Raw genomic sequence first — 20,907 nt, forward strand, 5'->3', positions numbered from 1 at the left:
CACCACGTGTGCGGCGCGCATCCGGTGCGGGTTCAGGCGCGGGAGCCTAGGCCCGGCAAGGGGCGCCGTCCGTTGTGCCCACCCGTTCCGCCCCAGCGGAACAGTTGCCCACAACGGGGTGGGCGGGGGTGCCGGCCCGGCGGAACGATTGCCCACACCGGGGGAGGGCACCGCCCCCGCGGGACTGCCGCCCACAACGGGTCCCGCCCCCTCAGGCCCGTCGGCTGAAGACCAGGACGACGTCCGCCGCCTCCCTGACCCGGGGGACGTCCGGGTCGGGCAGGGCGAGCAGGCGGGATCTGGTCTCGTCGACCAGGCGGGTGGCCTCGCCGCCCACCGCCCAGGCGCCGGTGAACAGACCGCGCGTCAGCGACTCGGCCATCGCCCGCGGCGACACCCGGAAGGACGTGGGGCGCTCCGACGCCGTCCCCTCGTAGACGAGGCCGTGCGCCGCGCCGATCGGGGCCAGCCACTCCGGGCCGTCGCGGCGGCTGCCCTCCGGGTCGAGACGGTCCTCCAACTCCCCGACGAGGAGCCCGATGTCGTCCGTCGGGCGCGTCCCGCCCGCCGGGATCACCAGATAGCGCCCGCCCGGCCGCAGCACCCGCGCGACCTCGGCCAGGACGGCCCGGTTGTCGGGGCCCGCGTGCAGCAGCCAGGTCGAGACCGCCTGGTCCACCGAGCCGCTCCGCACGGGCAGCCGGCAGGCGTCGCCCACCGCCACCCGCGCGCCGAGCCGGGCCTTCGCCCGCGCGAGCATCCCGGGGGAGAGGTCGACGCCGTGCACGGTGTGCCCGCGCGCCGTCAGTTCGGCCGCCACGATGCCCGTCCCGACGCCGATGTCGAGCACCGGGCGCGCCGGGTCGAGCAGCGGCGCCAGCTGCTCCGCGAAACCGGCGGCACGGGCCGTACCGCCGCGCGACTCGTCGTATCCCGGGGCGATCTCGTCGAAATTCGCCGCCGTCACCGCCGTCCCCCTCACGCCTGCGGGGTGAAGGTCACGGGCAGCGTCGCCATGCCGCGCAGGATGCCCTCGCGCCGGCTCAGGTCCGCGTCCGGGTCGGCGAGCCGCAGGTCGGGGAAGCGCCGCAGCAGGGTGCCGATGGCGATCCTGGCCTCGGCGCGGGCCAGCGGAGCGCCCAGGCAGAAATGCACACCATGGCCGAAAGCGAGCTGTTGCGGCACCTCGCGGCGGGCCACGTCGAGGATGTCGGGACGGTCGTAGCGCGCGGGGTCGCGGTTGGCCGCGGCGAGGCCGATGATGATCATCTCGCCGGGCGGGACGGTGACCCCGCCGATCTCGTACGCGTCGACCGTGAAGCGCGCGACGCCCCGGCTCACCGGCCCCTCGTAGCGCAGGAGTTCCTCGATCGCCCCGGGCAGCAGCGAGGGGTCGTCGCGCAGCGCGGCGAACTGCTCCGGGTGGCGCAGGAGGGCGTGGACGCCGTTCGCGATGAGGCTCGCCGTGGTCTCGTGGCCGGCGAGCGTGAGCAGGATGGCCATGGCCGTCAGCTCGCGGTCGCTGATCTTCTCCTCGGCCTGCGCGGCGCAGAGCGCGCTCAGCAGGTCGTCCTTCGGGTCCGCCTTGCGCGCGGCGATCAACGGCTCGAAGAACTCGGTGAGTTCGGCGCGGGCCCGCGCTCCCTTGGCGAGTCGTTCCGGGGTGTTGGGCGGCATGATCAGGCCGACCGCGAGGCGGGCGAAGTCCGGCTGCCCCTCGGCCGGGATGCCGATGAGCTCGCTGAGCACGGCCATTGGCAGCGGCAGCGCGAACTCCGAGACCAGATCGGCGGATCCGCGCTGCGCGATCGCGTCGAGGAAGGCGTCGGTGTGCGCCTGGACGCGGGGGGCGAGCTGCTCCACGCGCCGGAAGGTGAAGGCCTTCGAGACGAGGTTGCGCAGTCGTGTGTGGTCCTCGCCGTTGGCCACGAGCATGCTGGCCATCAGGACGTTGGTGCGCTCCTGGTGGGCCATCTCCTCTTCCAGGCCGTTGACCCCGACGGGGCTGCTGCTGAGCCGGGGGTCGGTGAGGGCGGCCACCGCCTCGTCGTAGCCGGTGACCATCCAGACTTCAAGGGTGGGATTCAGCCGGACGCGCTGGACGACTCCGTGCTCACGGATGCGTTCGAAGAGCGGGTAGGGGTTGGGCTGTTGAGCGACGTTTACCGGGACATCGTGGACGATTGTCTGGTCTTGACCGGTCATCTTCCGTAACTCCCCGAAGCTTTGTGAAAGATCTGAGGCAGGTAGTCATACCAGCCACCCCAGTTGCGTGGTAGCGTCACCGGCGCTCGGCTCGGATGATGTACGGAAAGGACCGGTGGACCGCCGGTTCCAAGCACCAGCGAGGCGTTCCACCCACCGGTGATCCGGCGTCTCGTACCGCTCGACTCGCAGGCAGCCAAGGCCTCAACCAGGCCCGATGCACAGGGGGAGACGTTTCGTGGAGCAAGCGGCAGCCGTGGACCCGATCCTGGATCTGGCCCGTCCGTCCGTCCTGCGGAACCCCTACCCGGCCTACGCCCGCATGCGGGAGACCACGCCGGTCTTCTGGCACGAACTGCTCGGTTCCTGGGTCCTGACCCGGCATGCCGACTGCCTCGCGGTGCTCACCGACAGCAACCGCTTCGCCTCCGACTGGCGGCGTGCGGGCGAGGACATCCCCGCACCGCTGCTGAGCGTCCAGACCCTCGACCCGCCGGAGCACACCGCCATCCGGCGCCTGCTGCTCGACGGCTTCCGCGCCCAGGACCGCCGGGCCCTGCACGACGGTCTGGAGCCGCAGATCGCGGAGCTGCTCGCCGAGCTGGCCGGACGGCCCTCCTTCGACTTCGTCGGAGAGCTCGCCGAACCGGTCGCCCTCCGCTTCGTCACCGCCTTCCTCGGTGTCCCCGCGCCCGGACTCGACTGGTTCGTGCCCATGTCCCGTACCGTCGTCGACGGCATGGACGCCGGGCTGTGGCCCGAGAAGCACGAGCCCGCCGTCGCGGCCCGGGCCCGGCTCGCGGAGTACGCCGGCGGGTGGCTCGCGGACCCGCCCAAGGAAGGGCTCATCGCGTACGTGGCGGAACACGCCGCGGACAGCGGCGTGGCAGAAACGGTTCTGCGGAACAGTCTGCGGGCCGTCCTCCACGCGGGCTACGAATCCGCCTCACGGCTCCTCGGCAACGCCGCGGCCGCCCTCCTCACCACCCCCGGCGCGCTCGACGCGTTCCGGGCGAGCCCGGCCCCGGCCGTGGACGAACTCATCCGGTACGACGCACCGGTCCAGGCGGACGCCCGGGTCTGCGTCACCGACACCGAACTGGGTGGCGTCACCATCAAGGCGGGTGATCCGGTCACGCTCTTCCTGGGCGCGGCCAACCACGACCCGCTGCGGTTCGACCACCCCGCAGAACTGCGACTCGACCGCGCCCCGAACCCGCACCTCGGGTTCGGACGCGGGGCCCATGCCTGCCTGGGCGCGTCCATGGCGATCCGGCTCGCCGGATCGGTCCTCGGGGCCCTGGCCAGGGACTACCCGGACGCACGGGCCGTCGCGGAACCGGAGCACCGGCGCAATCTGACCCTCCGCGGTCTCGACCGCTTCGAGGTCACACTGCGTCCACGAGCGGGGGAGGAGGTTCGACCATGAAGTACTGGCACTGAAACCCACGAGCGTGACGCCCGTCCGGGAGGCGGGCGGCACGCCGGTGCACGGCTCGCGTGCACCCCGCCGGAGCCCTGGCCCGCTGCACGGCCAGGGCCCCGGCCCCATCGGAAGGCCTGCCGGTCAGGCCCCCTGGCGCAGCTTCCCCGGCAGCCAGCCCAGCTGGGCCGCCTGCTGGAACGCGCCGCCGCCCTCGTGGTCGTTGAAGTCGTACACCTCGATCGCCTTCTCCTCCGCGGCGTACGCGTTGAAGGCCGCGAACACCGTCGACGGCGGGCAGGTCAGGTCCTCGAGCGCCGTCGAGAACAGGGCCGGAGCCGTGGCGCGGGCAGCGAAGTGGACCCCGTCGAAGTAGGCCAGCGTCTTCCCGACCCGCTCCACCCGGCCGCGATGCGTCTTGAGGTAGTTGCCGATCTCGCGGTACGGCGTGCGGTCCGTGATCGTCGTCGCGCGCGGGAAGTCGCACAGGAACGGCACGTCCGGCGCCACCGCCACCAGGTCCCGCACCAGCCCCGCCACGGCCAGCGTGACGCCGCCGCCCTGGCTGACCCCCGCCACGGCCGTACGGCTCGCGTCCACCAGCGGATGCGAGCGGGCCGCCTCCACGGCGCGCACGGCGTCGGTGAAGAGCCGGCGGTAGTAGTAGGAGTACGGGTCCTCGACGCCCCGCGTCATGAACCCCGGGAACGAGGGCGCGCTGCCCGTCGGGTCCGGGGTGTCGCCGGTGGCCCAGCCGCTGCCCTGTCCGCGCGTGTCCATCACGAAGTGCGCGAACCCGGCCGAGGCCCAGAGCAGATGGGTGTGCGGAAGGCCCCGCCCGCCGCCGTACCCGAGGAACTCCACCACGACGGGCAGCGGTTCGACCGCTCCGGCCGGCAGGACGAACCACCCCTTGACCGGGTGCCCGCCGAACCCGGCGAAGGTCACGTCGAAGACCTCCACCGTGGCGAGCCCGGTCGCCACGGGCTCGAAGCGCGCGCCCAGCTCGTGCGCGCGTGCCTCGTCGAGGGTCTTCGTCCAGAAGGCGTCGAAGTCCTCGGGCTCCACGGACGTGCTCCGGTACGTGCGGAGCCGGTCGAGGGACAGGTCGAACTGGGTCATGGAAACCGCCTGGTGAGTGAGGGTCTCGTTCGAAATCTCGACCGGTCGCCCCGGCCTTCCTCACCCTAGGCCGTACCCTCGCCGATTCATATACGTGAACTTTCGGAGCCGCCCGACGGACACTCCGCGCGGTGAACGCCACGAGAACGCCGCGAGGCCATCAGGCGTGGCATCCTCGGACGAGCCGCCCACAGCGTCCGACCCGTGGGCCTTCGTCCTGCGCGGAGGGACACCTTGCTCATCAGCCACGCCGTACGCCACGACGCCCTGCACGTGACGCTCCACCGCGACCTGGACGTCACCAACCGCGCCGCGGCCGCCCTCCGGATCGAGGCCCTCGTCCAGGAGCACCGGCCCGCCCGGGTCGTCATCGTGGTCCCGTCCGCCGACCCCAGCCCCGCCACCTTCAGCGCCCTCGCCCGCGCCCACCGCATGTGCGTCGGCCTCGGCGTCCCCCTCACCCTCAGCGGTGCGAACGACCGCACCCGCCGCTTCCTGGAGGCCGACAGCGCCTGAGACGACGGCCGCGCGCCTCCCGCCCGTCCCCGGGAGGCGCGCGGCGGCGTTCAGACGGTCGCGGGGAACCTGTCCCAGGCGCGATGCCCGGCGAGGCCGCGCGCGAGCTGCTTCAGGGCCGCGGCGGAGGTGTCCGCGAAGGCGATGCCCGGCTCGTCCTCCTGGATGCCGGCCGCCCCGAGGATCCGGGAGGAGTCGTTCCAGCCGCCGATGGCCTTGCCGTGGCGGTACGCCTCCGTCAGCAGCAACAGGACCCGGGGGTCGGGGCCGTCGGGGTCGGGCGCGCCGGCCTTCGCGTCCCGGGCGCCGTGGGCGTCGGCCGCCGCCCGGGGCACTCCGGCGAAGAGCAGGGCGTCGAACTCGGTCGAGCGCGCGGTGGCGAAGGTGCGCTGCACGGTGACGGGGTTCCTCGACCCCAGGGCGCCGCCCGTCGGGCCGATCACGAGCGGGACCATTCCCGCGTTGAGGATCGTCTTCCTGACGGCCCGTACGCCCTTCAGGTCGGCGTCGCCGTCGGCCACGATGCCGATGACCCTCCCGTCCACCGGCCAGGTGCGGCCGATCTGGGACAGGGCGGGGCTCGGCTCGACGTCCGCGAGCGGTTCCGTGGCGGCCGGGGCGGGGAGCCCGAGGCCGCTGGCGACCCCCTCGCACAGCTGCGGGTCGATGTTGGCGAGGACGGTCAACATCCTCTCCTTCACCGCCTGTTCGTAGCACTTGCCCAGTTCGAAGGTGTAGGCGGCGATGATGTGTTCGCGCTCGGTCGGCGTCATGCTCAGCCAGAAGATCCGCGGGTGGGAGAAGTGGTCGGCGAACGAGACGGGGGCCTCGCGGACCTTCCGCGCGGCGGGGACCTCGACGGGGGCTTCGATGAAGGCCCCGTCGTCCGCCCCGGCCAGGAACGGGCAGCCGCCGTCGAGGGAGTTGGGCCGGTAGGGCGCGGTTCCGGCGTGCACCGCCGTCTGGTGCATTCCGTCGCGGAACATGTCGTTGACGGGGGTGTGGGGGCGGTTGACGGGCAGCTGCGCGAAGTTGGGGCCGCCGAGCCTGCTGATCTGGGTGTCCAGGTAGGAGAACAGGCGTGCGGCGAGCAGCGGGTCGTCGGTGATGTCGATGCCGGGCACGAGGTGTCCGGGGTGGAAGGCGACCTGCTCGGTCTCGGCGAAGAAGTTGGTCGGGTTGGCGTTGAGGGTCATCAGACCGATGGGCCGCACCGGGGCGAGTTCCTCGGGCACGATCTTGGTGGGGTCGAGCAGGTCGATCCCCTCGAAGGTCTGCTCCGGGGTGTCGGGGAAGACCTGCACGCCGAGTTCCCACTGGGGGAACGCGCCCGCCTCGATCGCGTCGGCCAGGTCGCGGCGGTGGAAGTCGGGGTCCATGCCGTTGGTGAGCTGTGCTTCCTCCCAGACCAGGGAGTGGACGCCGAGCTTCGGCTTCCAGTGGAACTTCACCAGGGAGGTCGCGCCTTCGGCATTGGTCAGGCGGAAGGTGTGGACGCCGAAGCCCTCCATCATCCGGAAGGAGCGGGGGATGCCCCGGTCGGACATGTTCCACAGGGTGTGGTGGGTGGCCTCGGTGTGGAGGGACACGAAGTCCCAGAAGGTGTCGTGGGCGCTCTGCGCCTGGGGGATCTCACGGTCCGGGTGCGGCTTCGCGGCGTGCACGATGTCGGGGAACTTGATGCCGTCCTGGATGAAGAAGACCGGGATGTTGTTGCCGACCAGGTCGAACGTGCCCTCTTCGGTGTAGAACTTCGTCGCGAAACCGCGCGTGTCACGGACGGTGTCCGCGGAGCCGCGTGAGCCGAGGACGGTCGAGAAGCGCACGAAGACGGGCGTCTCCACGTCCTTCGCCAGGAACGCGGCTTTGGAGATCTTCGCGGCCGTGCCGTAGCCCCGGAAGACCCCGTGTGCGGCGGCCCCCCGCGCGTGGACCACCCGCTCGGGAATGCGCTCATGGTCGAAATGGGTGATCTTCTCCCGCAGGTGGTGGTCCTGGAGCAGCACCGGGCCGCGTGCGCCCGCCTTGAGGGAGTGGTCGCTGTCGTAGAGCCGGGTGCCCTGGGCGGTCGTCAGGTAGGCGCCGCCCTGCGCCACCGCCGCCTGGGGTGCGCCCGTGGGTTGTCCCGTCGGGCTGAAGGTGTCGGGGCCGTCCTGGTCGGGAGCGGGCGGCAGGGGCTCCTGGGGCCGGGTCGGCTCGGTCGCCTCCGGCGGCTCCGGCGCCGGCCTGCCGGGCGCGGGGCGCGGCTCGTCCTGCCTCCGGGGCCTGCCCTTGGCCGCCGTGGACTTCTGGGCCGCGCTCTTGCTCGCGTTCTTCCGGACCATGCCTGATCTCTCCTCCTGAGGGATTCCACGGCCTGCGAGTTCCCCGGCCGCCCCACCGGCCGACGTCCTTCGAGCCTCGTGCAACCCTCTCGTCTCGAATGCCATCCGGCATCCCGAGTACCCCCGCTTTGTCCAGAGACTCGTCTGAACAGGCGTTCTTGGCGCATACGGCCGGGTAGGGGCGGTGTGTGAACCAGTCGAACGCCTCTCCCCTCCCCAGCATCGACTCGCTGGACGAGCTCGCCGACGTCCTTGCCCGGGACCGCGGCCTGTACGTGCGGTGGTCGAGGGGGCCCGGTGTCGACCTGCCGGACGTGAGCAGTCGCGACGACCTCACCGGCGTCCCGCTTCCGGGCCTGTCGGCGAGCTCACTGGACGCGGAGCCCTGGTGGGGCGGGCGCCCCCTGCACACCTGGGCCGCGCGCCGCCTCTACGACTACTCCCACCTTCCCCGGGTCAAGGACCCCCGGGTGCGGCCCTGGCTTCTGCGTGGGCGTGAGGTCGGGCGCGGGCCCGACAACGAGCCCCTGGTCACGGAGGTGGAGCCCCTGGGCTGGATCGGTGACCGCGTCATCGAGGAAGCCGCGTCCGAGGTCGAGCGCCAGGCGAGCGGCTGGGGACCTCTGGACCGCCACGCCTGATCCACGCGACACGGCAGAACTGACTACCTGTTTTTGAAGCTATCACTTCTAAAACAGGTAGTAGACGGCTAGGGTCGGTGCCGCGGAAGAATCTCGCGACCACCGGGAGGGGCGATGACGCCGCTGAAGATCGGCTACCCGCTGCCGACGCGTGACCGGACCGTTCAAGACCGGCCACACGGACCCGGTTCGCGGCGGTCCAGTGCCTCTTCGCCGGCACGGCCCGGCAGGCCGCCGACCGTCTCGCCCGCTCCATCGGGGCGGGCGCCCTGGTGATCCGCCTGGCCACGGACGACCACGAGGCGGACCTGGAAGCGTCCGCCGACCACGTGCTGCCCCTGCTCCGCGAGGAGGAAGAATGACCACGTACGTGCTCGTCCACGGCGCCTGGCACGGCCCGTGGGCCTGGGACCGCATCGTCCCGCTGCTGCACGCCGCCGGCGCCCGCGCCCTCACCCCGAACCTCGGCACACCCGGCGACCACGGGCTCCACGACGACGCCCGGACCGTCCTCGCCGCCCTCGACGCCGTCCCGGCCGACGACGACGTCGTCCTGGTCGGCCACAGCTACGCGGGCCTCGTCGTCCGGGAGGCGGCCGACCAGGCCCGCCGTGCCGTCGACCACATCGTCCTCGTGGACGGCTGGGCGGGACCCGACGGCACGAGCCTGTTCGCCCTGGCCCCCGAAACCTTCGCCGGCGCGATGCGCGCGGCCGCCGCCGCGTCGCCCGACGGGCGCCTCGTACCGGCTCCGCCGCCGCACCTCTTCGGCATCGTCGACGCCACCGACGCGGCCCGGCTCGCGGCCCGCCTGGTCCCGCAGCCGCTGCGCACGTTCAGCGAGGCCACGCGGCTGAGCGGACGCGTCGACCGGATCCCCGGCACGGCCGTCCACTGCCGCCCGCAGGCCTTCGCGTTCGACCGCTTCGGCCGCGCGCTCGGCTACCGGACCCGTGCGCTCGACGGGCCGCACGACATCATGCTGACCGACCCGGAGCCGCTCGCCCGACTGCTCCTCGACATCCGCCGGACCGGGGATCCGACGGTGCAGGACCAGGAGGCCCGAAGTCTAGAGTGAGGCCGTGGAGCAGCGAACGTACAACCAGTACTGCGCGACCGCGCGCACCCTCGACCTCGTCGGCGAACGCTGGACCCTGCTGCTGATCCGCGAACTGCTCACCGGACCCAAGCGCTACAGCGACCTCCAGGCCGGCCTGCGCGGCCTCGGCACCGGCCTGCTCGCCACCCGGCTGAAGCACCTCGAACGCGAGGGCCTCGTCCACAAGGTCACCCTCCCGCCACCCGCCCGCACCCCCGCCTACGCCCTCACCGAGGCCGGCCAGGAGCTCGGACCGGCGGTGCTGGCCCTGGCCCGCTGGGGCCTGAAGTGGGCGATGGGCGAACGGCGCACGACCGACACCTTCCACCCCGGCTGGGCGGTGCTCGGCCTGCGCGCGTGCTTCGACGCGGAGGCCGCGGCCGGACTCCGCGCCGTGTACGAGTTCCGCGTCGGCGACGAGGTGTTCCACGCCCGGATCGACGACGGGACGATCGAGACCCTGCACGGTCCCGCCCGGCGCCCGGACGCGACGATCGAGATGAGCGAGGAGGTCCTCGTCGGCGTGACCGGGCAGAGCCGGACCCTGGCCGCGGCGATCGCGGACGGCGCCGCCTCGGCATCCGGCGACACCGAAGCCCTGCGCAGACTGAACGGCCTCTTCCGGCTCCCGTCCCCCCGCTCCCGCACATCGGACTGACCTTCCCGCCGACGTCCCGCGGAGCGCCGACGCGTGCGGAGGTTCTTCAAGGTCGACCTGGGGCCGACCAACCGGCCGAGCCGGTGTCAGCAGGTGCTCGGAGCGGACTTGCCGACTGGTGGATCTTCGCCAGGGTGCTCAGGAGGTGCCCGCGCTCGGTCTCGGTGAGGTCCGGTGACCTTCTCCTCCAGGGGGCGCCGTTCGGCCTCGATCGGCTCCTGCAGCGCGCGCCCCGCGTCCGTGGGCCAGAGCCGGACCAGGCGGTTGTCCCGGTCGTCACGGCGCCGGGTGATCAGCCCGGCGGCGGTCATCCGGTTCGCCGTCTTGACGACGGTGGGCGTCGTGACGTTCAGCGCGGCGGCGACCTCGCCGGGCGTGCGGCCGTCCTGTTTCCACAACGCCGCGAGCAGGCGGCCCTGTCCGAGGCGCACCCCATGGCGGCGCATCGCTCCTCGCTGCCGCCATCGGCCGCCACATCGAGGTCCGCGAGGCACTCGCACCGGCACAGGCCGTCCGCTCCCGCTTCCCCGACGGGGTGCCCCAAGGCGGGACCGGAAGCGGCTCTCCGGAACTCGGCCCGTTTACGGGTGTCGAGAACGGGCCGCTGGCTCCGTCCTCGGTATACCGGTGGCTTCAAAGGGCCGCGCACCACAGAGGGAGAACCGTCATGACGCTTCAGCGGATGGACAACGTCGGCATCGTCGTCGAAGACCTGGACGCCGCCGTCGCCTTCTTCACCGAACTGGGCATGGAGGTCGAAGGCAGGGCGCAGATCGAGGGTCTTTTCGCGGATCAGGCCGTCGGACTCGACGGAGTCCGCAGCGACATCGCGATGATGCGGACCCCGGACGGCCACGGCAAGCTGGAGCTCGCGCAGTACCGTACCCCCGCGGCGATCGGCGACGGATCGCACAACCCGCCGCCGAACACGCTGGGCCTGCACCGGGTCATGTTCGCCGTCGACGACATCGACGACACCCTCGCCCGCCTGCGCACCCATGGCGCCGAACTGATCGGCGAGGTGGCGCAGTACAAGGACATCTACCGCCTCTGCTACCTCCGCGGCCCTTCGGGCATCATCCTCGCCCTGGCCGAACAGATCAGCTGACGGCCCTTCGCGGCCGACCTCCGCGGTCAGCTCAGCGGCCCGTCGTTCACGGCATGTCGGGCATCTCGCACACCGGAGCGAGGTGGATCCCGAGCCCGCGGTGTACGACCCGGCCCGGGCTTCCGCACTCTCGTCGCACACGTCCACCGGACCCCTGCACATCAAGCGCAGGGGGTCTCACCGGGCGAGGTGCCCGAAGGGCCTCACCCCATCGGGCGACCCTCGCGCACAGTGACCGTCCCGGGCGTGCCCCGTTGGTCTGCTCATGAACAAGATCATCACAGCCCTGCTCGGCGCAGGCCTCCTCGCTGCCTCCCTCGTCCCCGCCGCGGTCGCCGTCGCACCGGCCCCACCCGCCTCACCCGCCGACCCCGCGACCCGCGACGCGCACATCGAGCTCACCGTCGCCCGTACCCAGGGAGAGACCGAGAACATCAGAGCCGTCTCCCTCGACTGCCCCGGCATGACCGGGAAGAACCACCCCTACACCAGCGAAGCCTGCGCGGACCTGCACACCGCCGACGGCGACTTCGACCGCCTCCCCGGCACGGACAGGGCCTCCTGCTCAAACGACGCCGTCACCGTGACAGCGACCGGCACCTACCGAGGCCGTGAAGTCCACTGGGCGCACACGTACGAGAACGACTGCGAGCGCCAGTTGGCGACCGGCCTCGTCTTCGAGTTCTGACCCCTCGTGCGGGGCAGCTTCCCGAAGGTGGCCGGATCACCGGCCGGTCTGTCCACCCTCTACCGCTGATGAGCAAGAACAGGCATAAGGTGGCGGGCGTGGACATGCGAACGGTCATTGAGGACCTGGTAGAAGAAGCCGAACGGCAGATCCGCGAGCAGACGTGGGTCCCGGCACCCGCCGACCGCACCGTCGCCGCGAAGGCCGCCGCCGACCTGCATGCCGCCGTCGGCACCCCGGAGGCCCAGCAGGCCCTGTCCGCGGTCGACCGGCTGGCATGCCTGCGGGAGGCACTCGCCGATCTGGCCATCGCCCTCGCTCACGTCCACGGACGCCTGGCCTGGTTCCTCGGCGCAGCCGTCACCGCACTCTCGCCGGTCCTGCACTGGCGCGCCCTGCCCGCCGAGGACGGCCCCACCTTCGGCGCCGTCCGCCCGACCCCCCAGCAGTACACGGAGGCCGAAGACGCGATCCGCCGGCTCCAGAGCACCCTCGCCGGCATCACCACCGCCTGACGCCACCCCGCTCAGCCGGAGAGCGACATGACCACCCGGACACGGATGCCGGCCATGACGGTCTCGCAGGCCGGGCGTCGCCCGCCCGGCCTACGGCGACGCCGAAGGACCAGAGGCCGTCCACGGCCCACCCTCGCCGAACTCGTCGCCGAAGCCGGGCCGTTGTGGCAGGAGCAGTATCAGGCCACTCTGACGTCGCGGCCACGGCGCCGGGCAGTGGGCCCCGACGCGAAGCACAAGCTCGTCTTCGTCGGCCGGCTGTCGGCCACCCTCGTCCCTCTTCGTCACGGCGTCGTCCACGCCGTGGCGGCGTGCTGGTTCGGTGTCGACCGCTCCGCGATCGGCTTCGCGGCCCGCCCGCCCGGTGCGGCGGCCTTCGGGCACTTCGGCGACCGGGGCGGACACAAGCCGTCCCCGTCGTCTCCTTGCGGACGACGGGACTGCCCACCGGACCGATCGGCCTGCCACCCGGCTACGCGACGCTCGCTCGACCACGCGAACGAGGCCCGGCCACCCTCACGGAGCCCGAACCCGTACTCGCCGGAACCCTCCTCGAACCCGCCCACGCATCCCCCACGGGGTGGGGCCGCCCTGCTCCGCCGCGCACGGATGCGGGCACGGACGAGTCGACGGGCCGGGGGCGGGTAGGCGGCGTGCATACGGAGGAGGCGGAACGGGTCCCGCCCCGGGGCGCATCCGTACCCCGCTCCTCCGACCTTCCGACCCTCCGACCGGACCGGAGGTCCCGGTGAACCGTCTCGATGCGATCGCCTACCGTCTCGCCCGGACCATCGCCCGCCGCCGGGGTTCCCGGCCCGCGCTGCACCCGCGGGGAATGGTGCTCACAGGGCGCCTTACGGTCCCAGGCCGCCCGCCTCCCTGGGGTGTGCCCTGGCGGCTCGACCGCCCGGGCTCCTATCGGGTCACGGCGCGTTGGTCCCGGGCCGCGGGGCTGCCGTATCCGCTGCCCGACGGGCTGGGACTCACGCTGCGGGTGGAGGACACCGAGGGTCCGGGGCGCCCCCTGGAGCTGCTGCCGACCACCAGCGGCCGCAGCGACGTCGCCCTGCTCCAGCAGCGCATCGGACTCACCCGCCCGAAGGATGTCCGGGCCAGCCGCGTCTCCACGCCCCACCGCGTCGGCCGGCTGCGCCACCCCCGGTACATGGGGCTGCGCGACGACAAGCGGCCCATCGACGTCATCCGTGAGCGAGGCACGCCATGACCACCGCCGACATCCGCGTGAGCGGCCGGACCGTCGAGATCAGACGGGCCGAGAAGGAGCTCTTCCCCGACGACGGCATCACCAAGGCCGACCTCGCCGACTACTACCGCCGGGTCGGTCCCCGCATCCTGCCGCACCTGCGCGGACGTCCGTTGATGCTCGAGCGGCATCCCGACGGCATCGGCGGCGGCCGCTTCATGCAGAAGGACACTCCCGACCACTTCCCGGACTGGATCCACCGCTGGGAACTGCCGAAGGCGGACGGCTCCGTCACCTACCCGGTCTGCGACGACGCGGCCACCCTGCTCTACCTGGCCGGCCAGGCGTGCATCACCCCGCACCGCTGGTTGTCCAAGGCCGACCGGCCCGACCACCCGGACCGGCTGGTCTTCGACCTCGATCCGTCCGGCGAGGACTTCGAACCGGTCAGGCAGGCCGCCGCCCTGCTGCACGAGGTGCTCGACGGGCTCGGTCTGCCCGCGGCCCTGATGACCACCGGATCCCGCGGCCTGCACGTCGTGGTTCCGCTCGACCGCCATGCCGGGTTCGACACCGTTCGCGCGTTCGCCCGCGACGTGGCCGAGCTGCTCGCCGACCGGCACCCGGAGCAGTTCACCACCGCCGCGCGCAAGCAGGCCCGCAAGGGGCGGCTCTACCTCGACGTCCAGCGCAACGCCTACGCTCAGACCGCCGTCACCCCCTACGCCGTCCGCGCCCTGCCCGGCGCCCCGGTCGCCACACCGCTGAGCTGGAGCGAACTGGACGATCCCGACCTCACCCCGCAGCGCTGGACGCTCGCCACCATCGACGAGCGCCTGGAGACCGACGACCCCTGGAAACACGAGCTGCGCCGCGGCCGCTCCGTGGAAGCGGCCCGTGGACGGCTGGAGAAGCTCTGAGATGCGATCGGGGCACGCGTCGTCCGGCTAGCCGAGAGCGTGCTCGTCGGTGCGCTCGGCGAACCGGGCTTCCGTACATGGGCCAGGCCCTCGGGCTGGAGCAGCCGCTTGTCACTGATGACCGGAATATCGGCGTCGGTGTCGGCCGATGGAGCTTGCCAGACCTGTGATCGCCAGGAGGGCGTCGTCTCTCAGCGTCCGCCCGACGGCGAGGTGGCGGTGTCGTTCAGGCAGCGGTCGAGCAGTGCGTGCATGCGGGGCACGGGGAGAGAGGGGTTGGCCGCCGCGCCCTCCGCGGTGCGCGAGTCGGCGAGGAGGGCATCCACGGCTTCCGGCGTCAAGCTCGGGTTGGCAGCGGCTGCCCGGCACACCGACTCGTCGGGGTCTTCCACCGGGGCCTCGGCCAGGGCGGGATCGGCTGCGGCCAGGGCCCGTACGTCGGGATCCGGGTGGTCGACGAGGTGGGCCCAGCCGGTGCGGGGGAACGCGGGCAGGGTCAGCAGGTGTGGTCGGTGCGTCGGGCGGGTGACGAAGACGTCCAGGAGGAGGTGGGGCGGAGCCAGCGGGTGGTGGCAGGCCAGCAGGATCCGTACCTCCTCGTCGTCATCCTGTGCGAGTGTCGCGGCGAGTTCCGCGGGTAGGCCGGGGAAGCGCGCCGCGACCCGGCGGAGCACCGGTTCCTCGGACGCCGCGCAGGCGGCGAACCAGTCCGGTGACGGCTCGCCGGTCGGCTCGGTGATCGGGCAGGTGCAGTCCGGGCCGTGTCCGATGACCCCGCGGATCGCCCAGTACTCGGCCCAGGTGCGGGGGAAGGGGTGGAGGCGTGCGCGCATCCGCACGTCCTCGTCCGGGTCTTCCCTCAGCTCCGCCACCAGGTCCGGTCCCAGGTCGGGTCGGGCGGCGACCAACTCGCGGATCTCCGGCTCGGGGTGGCGGGCGAGTCGGGCGACGGCGTCGGCCGGGGTGTGGGGGTTCCAGGTCAGGGGGTGCACCGTGCCGTCCGCGAAGCACTGCTCGACGAGCGCGGGGGACAGGGCGCACCTGCCGAACAGGAACGCCTTGCCGCGGGAGCCGTAGGACGGCAGCCTGGCCTCCACCCGTTCCGGATCCAGTACCCAGCTGTGCTCCTGCGCCGCCTTCCGTACTGCGGGGTCGGGGTCGTCGAGCAGGGCCTCCCGCTGCGCGGCGGTGAGCGACTGCCACTCCCGGGTGGCGTGTTCACGGAGCCCGAGGTGCTCGTGCCCGGCCATGGAGCGGTGGAAGGACAGAGGGATCTGCTGGGAGGAAAGGAGCTCCCCGACGATCTCGTTCGCGGTGAGCGTGCCGTCTTCGCCCCCGTCCCGGGCGGTCAGGAGGGTGACGAGGATGTCGTCCGGCAGCGGTCGGACCCATCGCGGGCGGAGATGGGCGGGGGTGCCGCCGGCGAGCCACCCGCGGACGATCCCCGACGGGTCCGTCGCCAAGGGGGCCAGTCGTACGGGGTCGATGTGCCGGTTCTGCGCGAGCGCGCGGCGGATCACCCTGTCCGGGTGGTTCAGGGCCGCGTCGATGACGGCGTCGGGCAGGCCACGACCCGCGCACATCAGCAGGCCGGCCTCACCGGCCGCTGGATCCACCAGGCGTATCAGGACGTCGGAGGGCGCGGCCGGATTGAAGGCGATGCCGCGCAGCCACGCTTCGTGCAGAGAGTCGGACACCGCGACATCCTGCCACCTCGCCTCCTGGACCGGGCCGTCCGACGGCTACCTCGCCGGCGCTTGCCGGCGTCTCCGTCCGCAGGGCTTTCGGACCATGTGGCGCGGGCCTTGCTCATCATGCGCACGCTGACCGTACGCGGCACAACGCCAGGCTCCGCATCCACCCCGCCGGGGTACGCACGACCTCCGGGGCAAGTCAGGCAACCGGACGTTGCGGAAACTCGGCCACATCGTCTTCCGTGCCCACAGGGTGTTCTCGCTCTTGGGCAACAGACGCTCTCGCTACTGACCGATGAAGCCGCCCTCTCAGAGACGCGTTCCCGGACGGCGCGCCCGTGTGCCCGGGGTGAGCCGGGCGGGAATGAAGAGCCGGACCCCGGGCAGTCGGATGGGGAAGGCGACCTCCTGAGCTGGGGTGAATATGGAAAGCGATGTACAGACCGGACCCCCGACGCACCTGTTCCCGGCCGACCCGTCGGCGCCCTGCCCAGGCCCCCTGCCTGCCCCGGCGCCGCCAGCAGCCCTTGAGCCCGGCTCCAGGCCGTCAGGAGCAGCCATGGGTACGCCGCCTGACGATCCGGTTCCGCCCAGTCCGACGCCGGTGCCGGGTCCTGGTCCGGGCCCTCAGCCGGGCCCTGTTCCCGGACCGGTGCCGGGCCCCGGCGGTCCGGATCCGGTACCGCCGACGCCTCCGCAGCCGGAACCGGATCCTCAGCCCGGAGGCCCTCGCCCGGAACCGGGACCGAGCCCAGGGCCCCTGCCAGGCCCTGTCCCCGCCCCGGAACCGGTCATCCGACCGGCCTGACCGGGCCGCTCAGGGCACGCCGTCCGTCCCGGAAGCCCGCCGTGAGCCGGGCCGGTCGGCACCGCGTCCTCCCCGCCCGGGAGCCGCGTGAGCTCCCCGTTCCATGAGTCGTTGCAAACGGCTGGACGTCTGGAACGCCCTCATGACATCGCGCGCCTGCCCGATGTCCACCTGTGTCGCCCGGGGGATCACCGCGCCGCACCGGCAAGGGCGGCGTGGTCGTCCATTCAGACGGGGTGGCCCGAATGCACCATGCCGGCCGGAGAACGGTGAGGACGAGTTCGGACACGGATCGTCCCGCCACGTGAGGTGTGCTCCGATGAGGGCGATGCGGGAGGCCCGCACGGGGCGGAGGCGTTAAGAAGGCGCCATGATTTCCGTGGGTACGGATCGTGGTAACGCGGACGGGGGCCTCCTTGTGTAGCTGGTTCCCGGGGCCCTGAGCATGGTGTGTGGAGGGCCGTGTACGCGCCGGCCGTGGTCGGTGTGTGCCCGATCACGCTGGGCGCGACTGCTGACACCCTGTGACCGGTTGAAATCGGATCGTGTTTCTTCGTCGTGGCTGTTGCGATCGATCTGTTCCGGCGCCCGTAACCTCTTGCCATGTAACAGCGCAGGTGAGGCGGCACGTTGACAGTGGCGAGCGAGGCGATGTTCGAACGAGTGCCCTCCACGGCGGCAGCTGGCCGCTCCCGACGCGACGGCACGGCTGGGCTCCGTGAATCCGGGGTGCCTGCTCCTGCGGAACGTCTCGGTTCCCATGCGTCAGACCTCCCCGTGTGCCCGTCGGCTTCTCCGCCGGTGCGCCGGCCGGTCACGGCCGACGCGTCAGGTGCCGTCCCCAGGGTGCTGCCGGGAGGTCGCATACTCGGTGGTCGCGTTGCCGCGAGTGCGGTGAGCGAGGCTCGTACGCAGGAGCAAGGAAGGTCGATGGGACACATGAAGGACGCGAACGGCCCGGCCGTGCCCGAGGTGGTGGACAGCCCCGCGCTTCGGCCGCAGCCGACCGGGCGGGTGGCGCGGTGGATGCTGCGCCACCAGGTGCAGCCCGTGGGGCCGGCGGCCGGTGAGGGACACACCGAGCCGCATGCCTGGTGGAAGGTGATGTGTCTGACCGGTGTCGACTACTTCTCCAGCCTCGCCTATGTGCCGGCCATCGCCGCGCTCGCGGCAGGCGCCGTATCCCCGCTGGCGACGCTGCTGATCGTGGCGCTGACCCTGCTCGGGATGCTGCCGATGTACCGGCGGGTGGCCAAGGAGAGCCCGCACGGTGCCGGGTCGGTGGCGATGCTGGAGGACCTGCTGCCGTTCTGGTGGGGCAAGCTGTTCGTCCTGGTCCTGCTCGGATTCGTCGCCACGTCGTGGATCATCACCATCACCCTGTCCACGGCGGACGCCTCCGTCCATGTGATGGAGAACCCTTTCTTTCCCGAGGCCCTGCACGGCCACGAGGTCGCTCTCACCGTGGGACTGCTCCTCGTCCTCGGAGGCGTCTTCCTGCTCGGCTTCAGCGAAGCCGTCAGCGTCGCCATCCCGTTGGTCGCGATCTTCCTGGCGCTCAACGCGGTCGTCATCGCCGTCGGCCTGGCCCACGTCATCACCACCCCCGGAGCCTTCTCCGCGTGGACGGACGCGTTCGTCGGGGACGGAGGAGGCTTCGGCGACCTGATGACGCCCGCACTCCTGGCCTTCCCGCTGCTCGTACTCGGCCTGTCCGGCTTCGAGACCGGCGTCAGCATGATGCCCCTGGTGTCGGCCGACGGCGCCGATGCCGAGGAACGGCTGCGCTCGCGCATCCGCAACACCCGCCGGCTGCTGACCACCGCCGCCCTCATCATGAGCGTCTACCTGCTCGCCTCCAGCTTCGTCACCACCGTCCTCATCCCCGCGGACGAGTTCAAGCCCGGCGGAGGGGCCAATGGCCGCGCCCTGGCCTGGCTCGCGCACGAGCACGTCGGGGAGGCGTTCGGCACCGTCTACGACATCAGCACCATCCTGATCCTGTGGTTCGCCGGCGCGTCCGCCATGGCGGGGCTCATCAACATCGTCCCCCGCTACCTGCCCGACTACGGCATGGCCCCCGAATGGGGGCGCGCGGTGCGGCCCGTGGTGCTCGTCTACACCGCCCTGTGCATCCTCATCACCATCGCCTTCGACGCCGACGTCGACGCCCAGGCCGGCGCGTACGCCACCGGCATCCTGGCCATGATGGTCTCCGGCGCCTTCGCCGTCACCGTCTCCGTCGCACGCGCCGGCCGCCGGGCGGTTGCCACCGGTTTCGCCCTGCTCACCCTCGTACTGCTCTACGCCCTGGTCTACAACATCGTCGACAAGCCCGACGGCATCACCATCTCCGGCTTCTTCATCGCCGGCATCATCCTCGTGTCCCTGATCTCCCGGGTGTCCCGCACCACGGAGCTGCGCGCCGACCGCATCGTCTTCGACGAGGCCGCCCGGCAGTTCATCGCCGACACGCTCGCCCACGACAACGCCATCAACATCATCGCCAACCGCCGCCAGGCCGGCGACAGCGCCGAGTACCGGGACAAGGAACGCGAGCAGCGCGGCGCCAACCCGGTCCCGGGCCGGGCCGATGTGCTGTTCCTGGAGATCGACGTGGTGGACCCGTCCGACTTCAGCGAGGTCCTCGCCGTCCACGGTGTGGAGGTCGACGGATACCGGATCCTGCGTGCCGAGGCCCCGGCCGCCCCGAACGCCATCGCCGCGGTCCTCCTCGCCCTGCGCGACACCACGGGCGTCCAGCCGCACTGCTACTTCGCCTGGGCCGAAGGCAGCCCCCTGAAGCACATGTTCCGCTATTTCCTCCTCGGCCGCGGCGACACCGCACCCGTCACCCGCGAGATCATCCGCAAACACGAACCCGACCCGGACCGCCGCCCTGGCATCCACGTCGGCGGCTGACCGAAGTGCTCCTGGTTCTCTGGTCCAGCGGCCGACCCGACCAGCAGGCCCGCTCCACGGAGTAACCGGGGCTCGGGTCGAGGAAGAGGGCGAACAGTTCACCGGACAGGTCGTAGTGCCGGTGGACGTTCGCCCCGGCACCGGCCCGGGTGCGCAGGTCCTACGGGCGCCTGCGGCGGACCCAGGCCCCGCGCATTCGGTGCAGCGGCGCGTCGCGGGGGACGGCAGCCCGACGGGGGAGCGAGGCGGCGTGGCAGCGGCGCCGGTTTGATCGTCAGGTCTTCGTGGCGGACGCGTGTACGGAGGGGGCCACGCTCCCTCCTCCTTCAGGCTTACCTACCTCTATCGAGTGAACCCTCCTGCCTGGCGGCTCCTCACGGAGAGACCGCACAGAGGGCCGCCGCCCGGAGGGGGCGCCCGGGCGGGCTTTCCAGGCGGTCGGTGGCGGGGCCGGTCCCGCGTCACGGCCGAGCCGAGAGCGACGAGACCCGCGATGCCCGGCTTGTGGGCCTGGGCCGCCGCGTTGCCGGAGTCGGGCTCGAAGACGAACCCCGGAGAGATCTACAAGAGCGCCCCGTGTTCCGAATGCACTAGCTCAAGTGGCGTGTACGGGGAGGGCGGCTGACGGTGGGCCATGTCGTTGCGCGTGAGAAGCCGACAGAGGGTCAGCCCGCGCAGCGGACGGAAGGAACCCATCGATGCGCTCTGCCCGCATTCTCTTCGCCGCCACAGCCACCGCCGCCACCCTGGCCATCACCGCCCCCGGCGCGTACGCGCTCACCACGGGCGAGGAGTGGTCCAAGGACGACTCCTCCCACAGCCAGGAGAAGGACCACGGCAAGCCGCACGGCGGCATGCACACCGGCTCCGGCGCCCTGTCCCTCTCCAGCGGCGACGAGTGGTCCAAGGACAAGGACCACGACAAGGACAAGGGCAAGGACCAGGAGAAGGACCACGACAAGGGCGAGAAGGACCACGGCAAGCCGCACGGCGGCATGCACACCGGCGGCGGCGCTCTCACGCTGGTGAACGCCGACGACTGGTCCAAGACCGACTCCGA

The 20,907-nt window shown here is 72.0% G+C and carries 17 protein-coding genes and 1 pseudogene; 12 read left to right on the plus strand and 6 right to left on the minus strand.

Annotation, left to right across the window (positions count from 1 at the left end; all coding sequences use genetic code 11):
* Positions 1-211: 211 nt before the first annotated feature.
* Both ABZ318_RS32085 and ABZ318_RS32090 read right to left on the minus strand, forming a co-directional pair.
* Entirely contained in the window at positions 212-967 is a 756-nt protein-coding gene (locus tag ABZ318_RS32085; RefSeq protein ID WP_356905954.1) for a class I SAM-dependent methyltransferase, read from the minus strand.
* 11 nt (positions 968-978) lie between these two features.
* Positions 979-2,205 (minus strand): cytochrome P450, encoded by a 1,227-nt coding sequence (locus ABZ318_RS32090; RefSeq protein ID WP_356905955.1) that lies wholly within the window; start codon positions 2,203-2,205, stop codon positions 979-981.
* 238 nt (positions 2,206-2,443) lie between these two features.
* On the opposite strand from ABZ318_RS32090, the gene ABZ318_RS32095 reads away from it, so the two are divergent.
* On the plus strand, positions 2,444-3,634 hold the full coding sequence (locus tag ABZ318_RS32095; protein ID WP_356905956.1) for a cytochrome P450: 1,191 nt from the start codon (positions 2,444-2,446) through the stop codon (positions 3,632-3,634).
* A 138-nt stretch (positions 3,635-3,772) separates the two neighbouring features.
* On the opposite strand, the gene ABZ318_RS32100 is transcribed toward ABZ318_RS32095, so the two are convergent.
* Positions 3,773-4,750 (minus strand): acetylxylan esterase, encoded by a 978-nt coding sequence (locus ABZ318_RS32100; RefSeq protein WP_356905957.1) that lies wholly within the window; start codon positions 4,748-4,750, stop codon positions 3,773-3,775.
* 234 nt (positions 4,751-4,984) lie between these two features.
* Between ABZ318_RS32100 and ABZ318_RS32105 the strand changes: the two genes are divergently transcribed.
* Positions 4,985-5,266, plus strand: a complete 282-nt coding sequence (locus ABZ318_RS32105; RefSeq protein ID WP_356905958.1) for a hypothetical protein — start codon at positions 4,985-4,987, stop codon at positions 5,264-5,266.
* Between the two features lie 50 nt (positions 5,267-5,316).
* Here the strand turns inward: ABZ318_RS32105 and ABZ318_RS32110 are convergent, their stop codons facing one another.
* Positions 5,317-7,590 carry a catalase gene (locus ABZ318_RS32110; RefSeq protein ID WP_356905959.1) on the minus strand — a complete coding sequence of 758 codons (2,274 nt, stop codon included), beginning with the start codon at positions 7,588-7,590 and terminating at the stop codon, positions 5,317-5,319.
* Between the two features lie 188 nt (positions 7,591-7,778).
* On the opposite strand from ABZ318_RS32110, the gene ABZ318_RS32115 reads away from it, so the two are divergent.
* From ABZ318_RS32115 to ABZ318_RS32125, 3 genes are all read left to right on the plus strand, one after another.
* On the plus strand, positions 7,779-8,231 hold the full coding sequence (locus ABZ318_RS32115; RefSeq protein WP_356905960.1) for a DUF6098 family protein: 453 nt from the start codon (positions 7,779-7,781) through the stop codon (positions 8,229-8,231).
* 358 nt (positions 8,232-8,589) lie between these two features.
* Positions 8,590-9,309, plus strand: a complete 720-nt coding sequence (locus ABZ318_RS32120) for an alpha/beta hydrolase family protein (RefSeq protein WP_356905961.1) — start codon at positions 8,590-8,592, stop codon at positions 9,307-9,309.
* A 4-nt stretch (positions 9,310-9,313) separates the two neighbouring features.
* Positions 9,314-9,988, plus strand: a complete 675-nt coding sequence (locus tag ABZ318_RS32125; protein ID WP_356905962.1) for a winged helix-turn-helix transcriptional regulator — start codon at positions 9,314-9,316, stop codon at positions 9,986-9,988.
* A gap of 86 nt (positions 9,989-10,074) precedes the next feature.
* Here the strand turns inward: ABZ318_RS32125 and ABZ318_RS32130 are convergent, their stop codons facing one another.
* Positions 10,075-10,434, minus strand: a complete 360-nt coding sequence (locus ABZ318_RS32130) for a MarR family winged helix-turn-helix transcriptional regulator (RefSeq protein ID WP_356905963.1) — start codon at positions 10,432-10,434, stop codon at positions 10,075-10,077.
* A gap of 221 nt (positions 10,435-10,655) precedes the next feature.
* Between ABZ318_RS32130 and ABZ318_RS32135 the strand changes: the two genes are divergently transcribed.
* From ABZ318_RS32135 to ligD, 5 genes are all read left to right on the plus strand, one after another.
* Entirely contained in the window at positions 10,656-11,096 is a 441-nt protein-coding gene (locus ABZ318_RS32135) for a VOC family protein (RefSeq protein ID WP_356905964.1), read from the plus strand.
* 265 nt (positions 11,097-11,361) lie between these two features.
* Positions 11,362-11,784 (plus strand): SSI family serine proteinase inhibitor, encoded by a 423-nt coding sequence (locus ABZ318_RS32140; protein ID WP_356905965.1) that lies wholly within the window; start codon positions 11,362-11,364, stop codon positions 11,782-11,784.
* A 104-nt stretch (positions 11,785-11,888) separates the two neighbouring features.
* Positions 11,889-12,299: a hypothetical protein gene (locus tag ABZ318_RS32145; protein ID WP_356905966.1), complete on the plus strand. Its 411-nt coding sequence runs from the start codon at positions 11,889-11,891 to the stop codon at positions 12,297-12,299.
* A 748-nt stretch (positions 12,300-13,047) separates the two neighbouring features.
* Complete coding sequence (locus ABZ318_RS32150; RefSeq protein ID WP_356905967.1) at positions 13,048-13,524, plus strand: hypothetical protein; 477 nt, start codon at positions 13,048-13,050, stop codon at positions 13,522-13,524.
* The gene (ligD, locus tag ABZ318_RS32155; protein WP_356905968.1) at positions 13,521-14,423 is read left to right on the plus strand and encodes a non-homologous end-joining DNA ligase; all 903 of its coding nucleotides are present in this window, start codon (positions 13,521-13,523) and stop codon (positions 14,421-14,423) included. Before ABZ318_RS32150 ends, ligD begins: the two co-directional genes overlap by 4 nt.
* 191 nt (positions 14,424-14,614) lie before the next feature.
* On the opposite strand, the gene ABZ318_RS32160 is transcribed toward ligD, so the two are convergent.
* Complete coding sequence (locus ABZ318_RS32160; protein WP_356905969.1) at positions 14,615-16,120, minus strand: hypothetical protein; 1,506 nt, start codon at positions 16,118-16,120, stop codon at positions 14,615-14,617.
* A gap of 1,735 nt (positions 16,121-17,855) precedes the next feature.
* On the opposite strand from ABZ318_RS32160, the gene ABZ318_RS32165 reads away from it, so the two are divergent.
* Both ABZ318_RS32165 and ABZ318_RS32170 read left to right on the plus strand, forming a co-directional pair.
* Positions 17,856-19,847, plus strand: a complete 1,992-nt coding sequence (locus tag ABZ318_RS32165) for an amino acid transporter (protein WP_356905970.1) — start codon at positions 17,856-17,858, stop codon at positions 19,845-19,847.
* Positions 19,848-20,545: 698 nt separating this feature from the next.
* A pseudogene (locus ABZ318_RS32170) lies at positions 20,546-20,907 on the plus strand (hypothetical protein); the annotation flags it as partial.

This window comes from Streptomyces sp. NPDC006197, from assembly GCF_040613865.1.
GTDB lineage: Bacteria > Actinomycetota > Actinomycetes > Streptomycetales > Streptomycetaceae > Streptomyces.